This window comes from Floridaenema fluviatile BLCC-F154, assembly GCF_041929135.1.
Taxonomy (GTDB): Bacteria; Cyanobacteriota; Cyanobacteriia; order Cyanobacteriales; family Aerosakkonemataceae; genus Floridanema; species Floridanema fluviatile.
Window position 1 is genome coordinate 252,488 of the sequence record NZ_JBHFNS010000093.1, and the last position, 11,657, is coordinate 264,144.

Genomic DNA, 11,657 nt, shown 5'->3' on the forward strand with positions numbered 1-11,657 from the left:
TTATACTTTACGACGTTTTTTCTGCTTATCTTTAATTGGTATTTCCGGTAACAATTTTTCCTTTTCTTGACGTTCAATTTCCGGCAATCTTACAAGTACACCAATAATAAACCAGTAATAAACTGCCACTGGGTCTGTATCTAATGGATACCAATAGGTGTTATAACTAATTACCAAAATGAAGACCCAAAAACTGGCGGCAAAACTGCGTAAATTCGGTTCCTTTACCGATCGATAAGTTTTGAAAGTGACATAGGTAATAGCAGTAACTAAGCCCAAAAATCCCATTACTCCCAAAGGCCCAAGTTCAAAGAGCAACTTAGGATAATAAGTTTCAATCAAAGCATCCGCACCATAAGCACGCGCCGAGTTAGTTGCCCTACCTATTCCTGAACCGAAAATGCCGCTTTGTCCCTTAGAAGTAAACTCAGCTTGATGAGCGATAAACTCAGTGGGAGGAGAAGCATTCCAACGCCCAACAAAGCTATCAATTCTTTCTTGGACTACATCAGGGAACATAGCCGAGCCAATAGCTGCTAAGACACCTATGCCGATCGCAATAGGTATAAAACGTTTCAGATTGGCTACTTGTCCAGTGAGAATTAACAAAATTATAAATACTACAGGAACAAGAGCCAGAGCAATTCTTTGACCAGAGATGAAAGAATTGATAATCACCACCCCCATACCAGCTAAACCCGCCATTCGCCAAAGAGGAGAAGGATCGCTAAAAGCAGTGGCATAAGTTAAAAAAGCATTAGAAATCAAGAACCAAGCCCAGTGCCAAGGAGAGACAAAAGTCCCAGGTAAGCGAATCATACCGACATCTGGGCTAAAGACTAGCGCCCCACCGACTAAACACCTAGCATCTAGAGTAGCCTTAAACAAATCTTCTCCAGATAGTCCCCTAGTTCCTTCACATCTACCGCTGCTGAGAAACTGGTATTGAATCAAGCCTAAGATACAACAGATCAGAGCTAGAACTACGTTGAGGCGAGTCAAAAATAGTAATTCTTTTTTAGTTCGGATCAGATAGTAACCACAGGTAATCAGAGGAAGATAACCCAATAGTGCTTTCAGACCCAATAAGCCCATAATGATAGGTTGACCATTTCTACAGGTTACTTTTACTCCTCGTGGCAAACTAGCACATAGGGGGGCAAATTGCTGCGGCAGGTTGACTGCTAAAAGAGTCAGAATAGATAAACCTAAAATAATAAAAAATGGGGTTCTGATAGCTTTAGGAATTATGAATAGTTGTTTTTTGCGACTATATTCTTGATAAATGCTAAATGCTGCCGGAATAAAGAAAGCATCTTTGGCTAATTGAAAGATGGCATTACCACCTGCTAGCGCATAGACCACAGTACCGCCAAAGGGCATATAGATTAGGAAAGCCCAAAGTGCTTGGCGGGGGTATTTCGAGGAAAGAACCAGAGAAGTAATGCCGAGAGTGACTCCCGCAGTAGCTTTTGGGCCACCGATCGGAAAAAGTAATAATCCTAAAAATAGGGAACCAAAAAAGGTAGAACTAGCCAAGCTAATAAATTCCTGTCTGGCTTTGGCTGCTTGGCGCTTAAGTGCTAGTTGCTCCTTTAAACTAAGTTGAGGAGTTTCGGGAGTAGCAGTCTGTTGTTTAGATTTTCGCTGAGATTTTAGTTTGGATTTTGACTTAGATTTGGGCTTAGGCATGATGGCAGTGAAATAGACTGCTGTTTGATTTTTGAGTTAGGAGTGCGATCGCTTTGCCAAAAGATCGCAAAATAGTTAAATACTTCCTTTAGATTGATGAATGCACCTGCGGATACTGTTATAGCACTCAGGACAAGACTCGACCAGTCAAGCCATTGCTAAATAACAGTCCTTAATTAAGACTGCCCAAATTCCCATCAACAATCACCAATTGATAAGGTAATAAGTAACCGAGAATTAAGAGATTTATGTTTGATGCGCTTGCCGATCGTTTAGAAAGTGCCTGGAAAAAGTTACGGGGACAAGACCGCATTTCCGAAAGTAATGTTCAAGAAGCTTTGCAGGAAGTGCGCCGCGCCTTGCTAGAAGCAGATGTCAACCTGCAAGTAGTCAAAGATTTTGTGGCTGAGGTGAAAACCAAAGCCCAAGGCGCAGAAGTAATTGCTGGGGTACGCCCTGACCAACAGTTTATCAAAATCGTTCATGACGAATTGGTAGCTGTGATGGGGGAAAGCAATGTTCCTTTAGCAGAGGCGAAAACCAAACCCACTGTTGTGTTAATGGCGGGTTTGCAGGGAACGGGTAAAACCACGGCTACGGCTAAGTTGGCTTTATATTTAAAGAAAGAGAATCGTTCTACCTTGTTGGTAGCTACTGACGTATATCGTCCAGCGGCGATCGATCAGTTGGTAACATTAGGTCAACAAATTGAAGTACCCGTTTTTGAATTGGGGAAAGATGCCGACCCAGTAGAAATTGCCCGTCAAGGGGTGGAAAAGGCAAAAGCGGAAGGTTTTGATACGGTAATTATCGATACTGCCGGACGCTTGCAAATTGACCAAGAGATGATGGCAGAGTTAGCCCGGATTAAACAAACCGTGCAACCTGATGAAACGCTGTTGGTTGTGGATGCGATGACGGGACAAGAGGCGGCGACGCTGACTCGGACATTCCACGAACAAATTGGGGTAACGGGTGCGATTCTCACTAAACTGGATGGTGACACCAGAGGTGGGGCGGCGCTTTCGGTAAGGCGAGTTTCTGGTCAACCGATTAAGTTTGTCGGTACTGGGGAAAAAGTTGATGCTTTACAGCCTTTTTACCCTGACCGGATGGCTTCCCGGATTTTGGGGATGGGTGATGTGTTGACTTTGGTGGAGAAGGCGCAGGAGGCGATCGATTTCACCGATGCTGAGAAGATGCAGGAAAAAATCCTCTCGGCTAAGTTCGACTTTACCGACTTCCTCAAGCAAATGCGATTGATGAAAAATATGGGATCTTTCGGGGGACTATTAAAAATGTTGCCCGGAATGCCGAAAATTTCCGATCAACAGTTGCGGGAAGCTGAGGTGAAACTCAAGCAAACTGAGGCAATGATTAATTCCATGACTCCCCAAGAACGACGGGAACCGGAATTATTAGCTTCTTCTCCCAGTCGGCGCAAACGCATTGCTAGCGGTTCAGGATACCGAGAAACCGAAGTTTCTAAGTTGGTAGCTGATTTCCAAAAAATGCGTGCTTTAATGCAGCAAATGGGACAAGGTGGAATGCCAGGAATGGGTATGCCGGGAATGGGTATGCCAGGAATGGGCGGCGGAATGAGTCCTTTTGGGAATCGGCAACCACCTCCGGGCTGGCGTGGTCACGGCGGAGGCGGTGGTAAGAAGAAGCCGAAGAAGGATAAAAAGAAGAAAGGTTTTGGTCAATTATAAGTGGGGACTGGGGATTGGGGATTGGGGACTGGGGACTGGGGGGCAGAGGGGCAGAGGGGCAGAGGGGAGGAGAATTCAAAACTTAAAACTTTCCAACTCTTCCTAACTCAAAACTCAAAACTTACCCAGTCCCTAGTCCCCAGTCCCCAGTCCCCATTTCCTTCATTAAGATTTACCCAATTGACCTACTTAGAGAAGTACAATTGTAGATTAGTCAGAATTGTGCAAATTAGTTTTCCAAAATGATCAAATTGCGATTGAAGCGATACGGCAAAAAGCGGGAAGCCAGCTACCGGATAGTAGCGGCACTGAGTACATCTCGTCGTGATGGCCGTCCCATTGAAGAATTAGGGTTCTATAATCCTCGTACCGACGAAACTAAGCTGAATGTAGAAGCGATCGTCAAACGACTCAAAGAAGGCGCTCAACCTACCGATACCGTTCGCAGCATCCTCCAAAAAGCTAATGTCTTCGAGCAGCTACGTGCCCCAGTTACCGAATAATAATGGTTCTCCTCAGTCCTTGTCAGCCACAAGCCCTGATTATCCCGGACTTGTGAAATTCCTCCTTGAGCCATTTTTGGAGTCGCCTAATTCTTTAAAGGTAGACTGCGAAATTTCCTCGACTAGACCAAGAGTCTGGATTCGATTGGCTTTTGAAGGGGAAGATAAAGGGCGGGTTTTTGGTCGCGGTGGACGCAATATTCAGGCAATCCGAGCGGTAATTGCCGCAGCAGCGAAATTAGCCGGACAATCGGTTTACCTGGATATTTATGGCGGGACACCAGCAGAACATGATAGTGGGCCACCAACTAGAGAGATGGGGCGAAGACCTTCTCCCCGTCACCCTAGTCCGTCGAGGTCTTCTCATAGACTCCGACCCCGCTAAAGTTACTATGTAATATTGAGGCGTTGTCAGAAGTAAAGGAATACAATTGCCTTAGTGGTAGTAAATTGCAAAGCCATAAGGAGGTGAAAGTTAAACAGTGGCAGAAGTCCGTTTGGGAGAAAATGAGTCAATTGACTCGGCGTTGAGACGCTTCAAAAAAAAGATTCAAAAAGCGGGAATTTTATCGGAAGTTAAACGCCGTGAACGGTACGAGAAGCCCAGCCTCCGTCGCAAGCGGAAAGCTGAAGCTTCACGCAAGCGCAGATACTAATTTATTTGCCGGAAATATTCGGGAATAAAACGATAAATTCTTAATTTCTGGAAAGGCAAAAATGACGCTCAACCACATCTTTAGTTATCTCAGATTTGACATCTGTGATGGCTGGCTTTTTGGGTGTAGCGTCTTTTTGCTTTGTCAGGGGATTAAGTATTGTATAAGGATAAGGTGATTTTAAACTGCGGGAAGATTTTTTCACAATGCCGGAGTCAACGACGATTCAGTTACCGACAAGAGAAAGTGCGATCGCACTCAGCGGAGTCAGAGAGGAAAATTTAAAGACTTTGGCGCGACAAACTGGGGCGACACTGGTATTGCGGGGACAAGATTTACTAATTTCGGGAACGGCGAATCAGGTGGATCTTTGTGGGCGGTTAGTGCGATCGCTCGAAGACTTCTGGAAACATGGTAAAACTATCACTAATGTCGATATTCTCACCGCCCGTCACGCTTTAGACACTCAACGTACCGAAGAGTTACAAGACTTACAGCGAGATGTCCTCGCCCGAACTCGTCGCGGTGAAGAAATTCGCGCCAAAACTTTTCGTCAACGTCAATATATCCAATCAGTTCGCACTCACGACTTAACCATTTGCATTGGCCCTGCTGGTACTGGTAAAACTTTCTTAGCAGCTGTTTTAGCAGTTCAAGCACTTTTAGCTAATGAATATGAACGGTTAATTTTAACTCGTCCCGCTGTCGAAGCTGGGGAAAGGTTAGGCTTTTTACCTGGAGATTTACAGCAAAAAGTTAACCCTTATTTGCGCCCTTTGTATGACGCATTACATGAGTTAATCGAACCAGAAAAAATCGCCAATTTAATGGAAAGAGGCGTGATTGAAGTTGCTCCTTTAGCTTATATGCGGGGACGCACTCTCAATAACTCTTTTGTCATTGTTGATGAAGCGCAAAATACCACAGCAGCACAAATGAAAATGGTGTTGACACGCTTAGGTTTTCGCTCAAAAATGGTAGTGACTGGCGATATTACCCAAACTGATTTACCATCTAATCAAACCTCTGGTTTAGGATTAGCTGAAAAAATTCTGCGAAATGTAGAAGGAATTGCTTTTTGTCACCTTTCTCAAGCAGATGTGGTACGCCATCCTTTAGTACAAAGAATCGTTACTGCTTACGAAAAGTACGAAAATAGTTAACATCAGGTTCGTTGTAAACACTTTAGTGTTTCTGAATTTCAAGAAAGAACGACTGAAGTCGATACTACAAACTTGATGTTTATTCTCACCAATTACCAATTACCAAAATCATTATGTCTGCTAATCTCAAAGAATTTCTCGAAGCTTGCGAAAATTTAGGTACACTGCGTTTAATTGTTACTAGCAGTGCGGGAGTTTTGGAAGTACGTAGCCCAATTAAAAAGCTTTTTTATGCGGAACTTCCTAAAGGTAAGTATGCGAATATGCACGCTGATGATTTTGAATTTCACTTGAATATGGACAAAATTAAACAGGTGAAGTTTGAAACTGGGGAGTCGAAACGGGGAAATTTTACTACTTATGCAATTCGGTTTTTGGATGAACAGCAAGAAGTTACTTTTAGTGCTTTTTTGCAGTGGGGAAAACCGGGTGAATATGAACCGGGACAGGTGGAAGCTTGGTTGGGTTTGCAAGAGAAGTATGGGGAGGTTTGGGAACCTGTTCCGGTGGAGGCAATTTAGTTTTTTGGGGAAAGGAGTATGGAGTTTTTGCGGAGGGGATAATTGATTTTTTTAACCACGAAGACACGAAGGAAACGAAGAAGATTTTTGAGAGGTTTTTGGGTTTTTTGTTTGGTTTTGTTGTGTGGTTTTTGGTGTGCTGAGGTTAAGGCGGGTACGCTGAACGATCGCTTTTCTCATCTTCCTAATTGGGATGCTAAACCTATTCTTTCAGCGGTGAAAGGAAGTGAGGATTTGGTTTATCCAGATTGGATGATGGGAACTTGGAATGTTAGTAGTACTTTGGTGGAAATGATAGCACCTTTGGCTCCTGATTTTGTTAGTCCGGGTTTTGAGGGAAATCGACAGTTTTTAAATCAACCTATCAATTTTTTAGTGCGTTTCGTTGGGGTGAATGAACAGGAAAGAGAAGTAAAAGGTTATCCTTTTTCTCAACTCAAAACTCAAAATTCAAAACTCAAGTCTTTAAAGGTGGTTGCCGATCGCACTTTTAACAGCTTAAATATAGGTAGGGCGGTTTTGGGCGATCGATCTATTGTTGCGGTAAAGGTCGATCGGGATAATCCAAATCAACAAATTACTTATTTAGCAGGAGAAAACCAACTAATTTCTTTAGTTACTAATCGCACCACTGAACAGCCTAATTCTGAACAGTTTATCGCTACAGAAATCTCTCAACAAATATTTCGGAGTGCCTCACAAGTTTATTTAAATGAAGTAGAAACAACTACTTTTTATCAAAGGCAAAAAGCCTCAAATGTACCAATTACAGCCGAACAAATCACCGCTATTTATCTATCTCCTCAAGATCCTAATTATTTTATAGCTGCTGAAAAACCAGTTGCTATATATAAATACAATTTGGAGTTTTACCCACAACAAGTATTGGAGTTGAGATGATGAAAGGTATTTTAAATCAAGTTATTACTGTTTTAGAATTAACTTTTTTCTTGCCACAATTACTGTTATTTTACTTAACAAATCAAAAGGAAATTATTATCAATGATGTACAAAAATGGGTGAGTGTATTTGAATGGAAAGAATCGTCTGATTTAGTAAATTTATTAACTCTAAATTCCCGAAATAAAGAGTTTCGCAATCTTTATTATTATCGAATTAGTAAAGGTAATCTACTAGCTAGAATATTCATGAAAATAGTTAAACCATTTTATCCAGAATGTTCCTCGTTGTTTATTGATCCTTCTTGTAATATTGGGGGAGGATTATTCATTCAACATGGTTTCAGCACTATTATTATGGCAGATATGGGCGAAGATTGTTGGGTAAATCAACAAGTTTCTATTGGTTATAAAGATAAAACAGGTCGTCCGAAAATCGGAAATAACGTTAGAATCACTGCGGGAGCAAAAGTTTTAGGAAATCTCACTTTGGGGAATAATGTCACTGTAGGGGCAAATGCAGTTGTTACGAAAAATGTTCCTGATAATTGCGTGGTTGTTGGTATCCCTGCTTATATTATTAAAAGAGATGGTTTGAAAGTTAAAGAAGAATTAGTTTAAATGGCGGAACAACCGAAGGTAATTTTTTTAGATGCCGTTGGCACTCTGTTTGGCATTAAAGGTAGCGTAGGAGAAGTCTACGGTAGCATTGCTCAAAGGTTTGGTGTAGAAGTTTCTCTCGAAGAGTTAGATCAAGCTTTCTACAACAGCTTTAAAAAGAGTGAGAAAATGGCTTTTCCCGGAGTTCCCTTGGAAGAGATTCCTTTGCGGGAATTTGAATGGTGGGAAGCTGTGGCAATTAACACTTTTCAAGAAGCAGGAGTTTGGGAAAAGTTTACTGATTTTGCGAGTTTTTTTGCGGAACTTTACGATTATTTTGCTACGGCTGAACCTTGGTTTATTTATAATGATGTAATTCCGGTTTTGGAACATTGGCAAAATCTGGGCATAACTTTAGGCGTGTTGTCTAATTTTGATTCTCGTCTTTACCCAGTTTTAGATGCTTTAGAGTTGACAAAGTTTTTCTCTTCTGTCACGATTTCTACGGAAGTTGGTGCGGCAAAACCGGAAGCGGAAATTTTTTATGCTGGGTTAGCAAAACATGATTGTTCTGCTGATGCAGCTTGGCATATTGGTGATAGTTTTAAGGAAGATTATCAAGGTGCAAAAGCTGCTGGTTTAAGGGCGATCTGGCTAAATCGCAACTAAAGGTGTAAAGTAGAAAATCGAAAATCGAAAATCCAAAATTGAAACTCTCTTGACTGATGCCTTACAAGTTACTGTTTGTCTGTTTAGGTAATATCTGTCGTTCTCCTTCGGCAGAAAACATTATGAAACACCTGATTAATCAAGCAGGTTTAAGTAAAGAAATTATTTGTGATTCGGCGGGAACTTCTAGTTATCATATTGGTAGTCCTCCCGATCGCAGAATGACTACCGCAGCTAAACTAAGAGGAATTGAATTAGTAGGGGAAGCGCGTCAGTTTCAGAGGTCAGATTTGGAAAAATTTGATTTAATTTTGGCAATGGATCGAGAAAATTATCGGGATATTTTAATGCTCGATCGCTCTCGCCAATACCAAGATAAAGTAAAACTGATGTGTGATTTTTGTACCAGGCATAATCTCAAAGAAGTCCCCGATCCTTACTATGGTGGTCCAGAAGGATTTAATCAGGTAATCGATCTTTTGTTAGATGCCTGTGAAGGTTTGCTTGACTACATTGTTACTCAGGAACAGTTAATTATTTCCTAATCAACTAAACGCTGTTCAATGGCAATCCTTACTAGCTCCGCTCGGTTGCTAGTTGCGGTTTTTCTGAGCAAATTACTGACGTATTTTTCAATTGTTCTAGGACTCAAATGTAGTTGATCGCCAATTTCTATATTCGATAAACCACGAGTAATTAATTCTAGGACTTGTCTTTCTCGTTCGCTCAAACTCCCAATGGTTACAGTTGTTTGGGCAGTTGTGTTAGCATTTCCTGATAATGTGGGTGTCTGGGTTCGTAAATGCCACTCGGTTTGCATAATTTGCGATCGCTCGAGTAAATTACGAATAATCGCTCCTAATTCGTGAATTTCAAACGGTTTGGGTAGATAGGAATCACACCCTAACTTATAGCCCCGAATTCGTTCTTCAGTAGAATTCTTTTCCGTTAAAAATACCACTGGGAGTAAACGAAATTCGGGACGTTGACGAACTTGCCGCACTAATTCATAGCCGTCCATTCGCGGCATCATGATGTCTGTAACCAGTAAATGAGGATGATACTTTTCAACTAACTCCAACGCAGCTTGACCATCCTCAGCTGCTATTACTGAGTAGCCACACATCTCTAAATATTCACTTACAAAAAGACGCATCGGCAGATCGTCATCTGCAACTACGATTATCAAGGACATGAGGGTAAAGGTGGCTAGGACACTTAACCAATAGAATAGGCTAAGTCTAAATCAAAGGTTATGGCTATCATATTCTCCTTTACGAAAAATGCTTAGGCAAAAGTTAACGAGATAGCTTTTATAACTACTAACATTCTAATGAAAGATGTTGCTTACTACTGACCAATGGGCAAAAACCAAGTTAAACAGAAACTTCAACAGGGCGAAGTTGTAATTGGGCCATTTATGAATTGTGCTTATCCGGCGTTCATCGAAATTTGTGGACACGCTGGGTTTGACTTTGCGATTATTGACCTGGAACATGGGCCTTTACACACTTTAGCAGCAGAAGATCTTTGTCGGGCGGCTGATTGTGTGGGGTTAGATGCGATCGTCCGAGTTCGCAAAAATGACCCCCCACAAATTCAACGTGCTCTCGATATTGGCAGCGCAGGTGTCCAAGTCCCACAAATTGAAACTAACACAGATGCCGCGGCAGTGGTACGTAGTGCCAAATATTACCCTTTGGGTACTCGTGGTCTTTCGTTGAATACCCGTGCGGGAATGTATACTGCCGCAGGTACAGAAATTATCGAAAAATTGAATGCAGAATCTTTAGTAGTGGTTCATGTGGAAGGAATACGAGGCGTAGAAAACTTAGAAGAAATTGTCCGCGTTCCTCACATTGATGTTGTTTTTCTTGGCCCTTATGATTTGTCTCAGTCGTTAGGAATTCCCGGACAGGTAGGTGACGATCGTGTAATCGAATTAATGAAACAGTGTGTCACCAAGATTAAGCAAGCTAAAAAAGCTGTAGGAACATTTGCCGATCGCCCAGAAATGGCTAAGTTATGGATTGATGCTGGGGTGCAATACATTGCTTTGGGTGTGGATGTGGCAATTTTTCTTCGGGCTTGTCAGGCTTTGGTGAAAGCAGTCAGAAGTTAGTTAGATTGAGTATGTTTGCTTACTGGAATTTCTCCATACCATAAATTGTGATTTTTTGTTGTCTATTGCACAACATTTTTTTGAGCAGCTTTTATAATAGGAACAAATGACCCCGAAAAATATAGGGGATCAACTATAGCAAGGGAAAATACTATGCAAACGTTATTAGGTTCAACGGAATTGCAATATGCAATGATGTTTACATTGCAAAAGATCGATCGCATCCGTTTAGAAGATTTCAAACCATTCTTTAACGACTTACCTGTAGATCCTTACATCAAAGGTAAATATCGCCAAAGAAGATTGTCGCGGTTTAAAGTTTCATCTGATGAAGTAGTGAAACTACCTCATGGTCATTTATTTCAAAGTAAAAACTATAACCCTTTAGTCGGCGATATGAAGCGAGAATATGCCGAATTAGATGATGGATTAATCCAGTTAGTTGAATTTAAAAAACTGCTATTTGCCTTTAGTGATTTTTGCAAATTAAACTCAGTAGCTTTAGAAGTAGGAGTGCATCAAATTCGGACAAGTTGTTCGCCGGATAATTTTGGCAACCCAGCACCGGAAGGGATTCACAGAGATGGCACTGACTTAATTGGAATTTTCGCAGTCGATCGAGAAAATGTTGAAGGTGGCGAAACTCATCTATATAGAAATCGCAAACAAGATCCGGTTTTCAAACAAGTTTTAAATCCAGGTGAGTTACTACTAGTAAACGATCGAGAATTCTTCCACTACACCACTCCGATTAAACCCCTAACTGAAGGTATTGGGACAAGAGATGTATTTGTATTAACTTGCCCGAGTTTGATTGAAGATTAAGGGGACTGGGGATTGGGGACTGGGGACTGGGGACTGGGGATTGGGGACTGGGGACTGGGGAGTGGGGACTGGGGACTGGGGGCTGGGGATTGGGGACGGGCAACGGCGCTGGGCCCCCGGCGGCGGGGCCCCGCCGCGCCGCCCCCCGGCGCGCGGGGGCGCGGGGGCGGGGGGCCGGGGGGCGCGGGGGCGGGGGGGGGGGGGGCGGGCGGGGGGGGGGGGGGGGGGGGCGGCGGGGGCGGGGGGGGGGCGGGGGGGGGGGGGGCGGCGGGCGGGCGCGGGGGGGGCGCCGGGG

At 42.7% G+C, this 11,657-nt stretch carries 13 protein-coding genes and 1 pseudogene; 12 read left to right on the forward strand and 2 right to left on the reverse strand.

Annotated features, from left to right (window positions below; translation table 11 throughout):
* Window positions 1–1,692 carry a hormogonium polysaccharide biosynthesis protein HpsL gene (gene hpsL, locus ACE1B6_RS28095; protein WP_413260598.1) on the reverse strand — a complete coding sequence of 564 codons (1,692 nt, stop codon included), beginning with the start codon at window positions 1,690–1,692 and terminating at the stop codon, window positions 1–3.
* A 248-nt stretch (window positions 1,693–1,940) separates the two neighbouring features.
* On the opposite strand from hpsL, the gene ffh reads away from it, so the two are divergent.
* The 10 genes and pseudogenes from ffh (at window position 1,941) to ACE1B6_RS28145 (ending at window position 8,960) form a co-directional block, all read left to right on the forward strand.
* Entirely contained in the window at window positions 1,941–3,404 is a 1,464-nt protein-coding gene (gene ffh, locus ACE1B6_RS28100; protein WP_413260599.1) for a signal recognition particle protein, read from the forward strand.
* 242 nt (window positions 3,405–3,646) lie between these two features.
* Window positions 3,647–3,907: a 30S ribosomal protein S16 gene (gene rpsP / locus ACE1B6_RS28105; RefSeq protein ID WP_413260600.1), complete on the forward strand. Its 261-nt coding sequence runs from the start codon at window positions 3,647–3,649 to the stop codon at window positions 3,905–3,907.
* Entirely contained in the window at window positions 3,870–4,292 is a 423-nt protein-coding gene (locus ACE1B6_RS28110; RefSeq protein WP_459563114.1) for a KH domain-containing protein, read from the forward strand. Before rpsP ends, ACE1B6_RS28110 begins: the two co-directional genes overlap by 38 nt.
* 97 nt (window positions 4,293–4,389) lie before the next feature.
* Entirely contained in the window at window positions 4,390–4,563 is a 174-nt protein-coding gene (rpsU, locus tag ACE1B6_RS28115; RefSeq protein WP_073595038.1) for a 30S ribosomal protein S21, read from the forward strand.
* 206 nt (window positions 4,564–4,769) lie between these two features.
* A complete protein-coding gene (locus ACE1B6_RS28120) occupies window positions 4,770–5,726 on the forward strand; it encodes a PhoH family protein (protein ID WP_413260602.1) in 957 nt (318 codons plus the stop codon).
* Between the two features lie 89 nt (window positions 5,727–5,815).
* Window positions 5,816–6,247: pseudogene (locus tag ACE1B6_RS28125) on the forward strand (ChuX/HutX family heme-like substrate-binding protein); the annotation flags it as partial.
* A gap of 87 nt (window positions 6,248–6,334) precedes the next feature.
* Window positions 6,335–7,147 (forward strand): DUF6816 family protein, encoded by an 813-nt coding sequence (locus ACE1B6_RS28130; RefSeq protein ID WP_413260603.1) that lies wholly within the window; start codon window positions 6,335–6,337, stop codon window positions 7,145–7,147.
* Complete coding sequence (locus ACE1B6_RS28135) at window positions 7,147–7,767, forward strand: serine O-acetyltransferase (RefSeq protein WP_459563117.1); 621 nt, start codon at window positions 7,147–7,149, stop codon at window positions 7,765–7,767. The genes ACE1B6_RS28130 and ACE1B6_RS28135 overlap by 1 nt, the downstream gene beginning before the upstream one ends.
* Window positions 7,768–8,415, forward strand: coding sequence for an HAD-IA family hydrolase (locus ACE1B6_RS28140; protein WP_413260605.1), 648 nt, complete (start codon window positions 7,768–7,770; stop codon window positions 8,413–8,415). It begins immediately after the preceding gene.
* 56 nt (window positions 8,416–8,471) lie between these two features.
* A complete protein-coding gene (locus tag ACE1B6_RS28145; RefSeq protein ID WP_413260606.1) occupies window positions 8,472–8,960 on the forward strand; it encodes a low molecular weight protein-tyrosine-phosphatase in 489 nt (162 codons plus the stop codon).
* On the opposite strand, the gene ACE1B6_RS28150 is transcribed toward ACE1B6_RS28145, so the two are convergent.
* The gene (locus ACE1B6_RS28150; protein WP_413260607.1) at window positions 8,957–9,610 is read right to left on the reverse strand and encodes a response regulator transcription factor; all 654 of its coding nucleotides are present in this window, start codon (window positions 9,608–9,610) and stop codon (window positions 8,957–8,959) included. The two genes, ACE1B6_RS28145 and ACE1B6_RS28150, sit on opposite strands and share 4 nt — an antisense overlap.
* A 165-nt stretch (window positions 9,611–9,775) precedes the next feature.
* Here ACE1B6_RS28150 and ACE1B6_RS28155 point away from each other — a divergent pair, with 165 nt between their 5' ends.
* Window positions 9,776–10,537, forward strand: a complete 762-nt coding sequence (locus ACE1B6_RS28155; RefSeq protein ID WP_413260608.1) for an HpcH/HpaI aldolase family protein — start codon at window positions 9,776–9,778, stop codon at window positions 10,535–10,537.
* Between the two features lie 153 nt (window positions 10,538–10,690).
* Entirely contained in the window at window positions 10,691–11,362 is a 672-nt protein-coding gene (locus ACE1B6_RS28160) for a 2OG-Fe dioxygenase family protein (RefSeq protein ID WP_413260609.1), read from the forward strand.
* Window positions 11,363–11,657: the final 295 nt, after the last annotated feature.

Coding starts and splice junctions, on each gene's coding strand:
- ACE1B6_RS28120 (WP_413260602.1), top strand. CDS start 4,770: ATGCCGGAGTCAACGACGATTCAGTTACCGACAAGAGAAAGTGCGATC.
- rpsP (WP_413260600.1), top strand. CDS start 3,647: ATGATCAAATTGCGATTGAAGCGATACGGCAAAAAGCGGGAAGCCAGC.
- ACE1B6_RS28110 (WP_459563114.1), top strand. CDS start 3,870: ATGTCTTCGAGCAGCTACGTGCCCCAGTTACCGAATAATAATGGTTCT.
- ACE1B6_RS28145 (WP_413260606.1), top strand. CDS start 8,472: ATGCCTTACAAGTTACTGTTTGTCTGTTTAGGTAATATCTGTCGTTCT.
- ACE1B6_RS28160 (WP_413260609.1), top strand. CDS start 10,691: ATGCAAACGTTATTAGGTTCAACGGAATTGCAATATGCAATGATGTTT.
- ACE1B6_RS28140 (WP_413260605.1), top strand. CDS start 7,768: ATGGCGGAACAACCGAAGGTAATTTTTTTAGATGCCGTTGGCACTCTG.
- hpsL (WP_413260598.1), bottom strand. CDS start 1,692: ATGCCTAAGCCCAAATCTAAGTCAAAATCCAAACTAAAATCTCAGCGA.
- ffh (WP_413260599.1), top strand. CDS start 1,941: ATGTTTGATGCGCTTGCCGATCGTTTAGAAAGTGCCTGGAAAAAGTTA.
- ACE1B6_RS28150 (WP_413260607.1), bottom strand. CDS start 9,610: ATGTCCTTGATAATCGTAGTTGCAGATGACGATCTGCCGATGCGTCTT.
- ACE1B6_RS28155 (WP_413260608.1), top strand. CDS start 9,776: ATGGGCAAAAACCAAGTTAAACAGAAACTTCAACAGGGCGAAGTTGTA.
- ACE1B6_RS28135 (WP_459563117.1), top strand. CDS start 7,147: ATGAAAGGTATTTTAAATCAAGTTATTACTGTTTTAGAATTAACTTTT.